Annotated in this window: 2 protein-coding genes and 1 pseudogene; all 3 read left to right on the top strand. The window is 66.1% G+C overall.

Annotated elements, in window-relative coordinates; translation table 11 throughout:
* Window positions 1–805, top strand: a pseudogene (locus Q7T84_RS04350) (aconitate hydratase); the annotation flags it as partial.
* 161 nt (window positions 806–966) lie between these two features.
* Window positions 967–1,659, top strand: coding sequence for a thioredoxin family protein (locus Q7T84_RS04345; protein WP_304806475.1), 693 nt, complete (start codon window positions 967–969; stop codon window positions 1,657–1,659).
* 373 nt (window positions 1,660–2,032) lie between these two features.
* On the top strand, window positions 2,033–2,368 hold the full coding sequence (locus Q7T84_RS04340) for a DUF2794 domain-containing protein (protein WP_304806474.1): 336 nt from the start codon (window positions 2,033–2,035) through the stop codon (window positions 2,366–2,368).
* Window positions 2,369–2,410: the final 42 nt, after the last annotated feature.

Genomic DNA, 2,410 nt, shown 5'->3' with positions numbered 1-2,410 from the left:
CGGCCAGACCTACGATTGGGACATGGGCTCCACCTACGTCCAGAACCCGCCCTACTTCGAAAACATGCAGATGGAGCCGGCGCCGGTCACCGACATCGTCGAGGCTCGCGTACTCGGCGTGTTCGGCGACTCGATCACCACCGACCACATCAGCCCGGCCGGGTCGATCAAGGCCTCCTCGCCGGCCGGCGAGTACCTGCGCGATCACCAGGTTCCGACCTCGGAGTTCAACCAGTACGGCGCGCGGCGCGGCAATCATGAAGTCATGATGCGCGGCACCTTCGCCAACATCCGCATCCGCAACAAGATCACGCCGGAAATCGAAGGCGGCGTGACCAAGCATTTCCCGTCGGGCGACGTCATGTCGATCTACGACGCGGCCATGCGCTACCAGGGCGAAGGTCGTCCGCTGGTGGTGTTCGCGGGCAAGGAATACGGCACCGGTTCGTCGCGCGACTGGGCGGCCAAGGGCACCAAGCTCCTGGGCGTGCGCGCGGTGATCGCCGAGAGCTTCGAGCGTATCCACCGCTCGAACCTGGTCGGCATGGGCGTTCTGCCGCTGCAGTTCACCCAGGAAGGCTGGCAGAAGCTGGGTCTGACCGGCGAAGAGATCGTCACCATCCGCGGCCTGACGGAGCTTTCGCCCCGCAAGCAGCTGACGGTGGAGATGTATCGTCCGTCGGACGGCCGCATCGCCCGCTTCCCGGTCCGTTGCCGGATCGATACGCCCACCGAGCTTGAGTACTTCAAGAACGGCGGCGTCCTGAACTACGTCCTGCGCAACCTCGCGCGTTCGGCGGCCTAAGGCCGATGCCGGACCCCTCCCGCACCTGGGAGGGGGACGACGAAATGGTGGAGGGGGTCCGCCGTCGCGGGCCCCCTCCGTCGTTTCCAACCCTTGATCCTCAAGCTGGTCACACCTTGTTGAAGCCCAAACCGCAGGGAAGTCCGCTTAATTGCGCCACGATGCGTAAGGCCGCGCTTTTCAGCCTCCTCCTGTGCGCCCTGCCGCTTGCCGCGACTGCGAAGTCGCCGGTGGTGGTCGAGTTGTTCACGGCCCAGGGCTGCGCCTCCTGTGGGGAGGCCAACGCCTATCTCGGCAAGCTGGCCGAGCGGCAGGGCGTCCTCGCGCTCACTTTCCCGGTCGACTATTGGGACTATCTCGGCTGGTCGGACACCTTCGCCAAGTCTGAGTTCACTGATCGCCAGAAGGCCTATGTGGCGCGCCTTGATCTGCGCGAGCCCTATACGCCGCAGATGGTGATCGACGGTCACGCCCAGGCCGGCGGCCTGCAGACCGAGAAGGTCGACCGCCTGGTCGCCCAGGCCGCGAAGTCGGACATCCCTTCACCTGACATGGCTTTCATCGGCGCGCGCCGCGTCGACGTCGGATCGGGACGGGTTCCGCGCGGCGGGGCCGAGGTCTGGCTGGTGCGCTACGAGCCGCGCGAGCAGGACGTGGTGGTCAAGAAGGGCGACAATCGCGGCCAGACGGTCGCGCACCATAATGTGGTCCGTGAGATCCAGCGCCTGGGCGCCTGGCGCGGACGCCCCACCGCCTACCGTCTGCCAAGCGCCGGCGACGATGGCCTGGCCACCGTGGTTCTGGTCCAGGCCAAGGACGGCGGCCGCATCCTGGGCGCCGCCCGGAAGAACTAGGGCTGCGCCGGGTTCCGGCCTGCATTTCAAGAAACGTATAGGCCAGACACAGCGAAGCCCGCGCGGGAGGGGGGAGGGACCGCGCGGGCTTGCATTGGGGTGTGCTCTATGAAGAAGCGTCGGCTGGCCAAATCCCACGATCCAGGGGGGCTGGGGGGGCTGTTCAGGATCCGGGACCAGCAGGTTCCGACCAACCGACAATGAGACTATCGGAGCCGGATCAGGCGGGCGAAGGACCGAAATAAGGTCTTTCCAAGGCGAGACATTACGGTTGATTTAGAATTCGCCGACGCCGTGTCGTTGGCGCAACGGGGTAAAACCCGCGGGGCGGCAGATTGTCGGACTGCGCCGATTGGGTCTAGGCTCCAATCCGATGGCGCTCGATCCGCAATATCAGCCCCCAAGGGCGGCTCCGGTCTTCTTCGAACGCCGGGAGTTCAGCCGTATCCTGACCCTCTACGGCCGCATGGTCGCCGCCGGCGAATGGCGTGACTACGGCATTGGCTCGACCACCGAGGCCTGCGTCTTCTCGGTGTTCCGCCGCGCCTCGGAGGCGCCGCTCTATCGTATCGAGAAACGCCCCGCCCTGGCTCGCCGGCAGGGCGCCTGGTCGGTCATCGGTCAGGGCGGCATGATCCTGAAGCGCGGCCACGAACTGGAGCAGGTGCTGCGGTTCTTCGACAAGGGCCGCTTCAAGGTGGTCGACTAAGGGCGCCGAGGCCCATCCCTCTCCCTCGGGAGAGGCTAGGTG

This window comes from Phenylobacterium sp., assembly GCF_030654915.1.
Taxonomy (GTDB): Bacteria; Pseudomonadota; Alphaproteobacteria; order Caulobacterales; family Caulobacteraceae; genus Phenylobacterium.
Note: the sequence above shows the minus strand (reverse complement) of the source record. Positions and strands in the feature narration are given on the sequence as shown.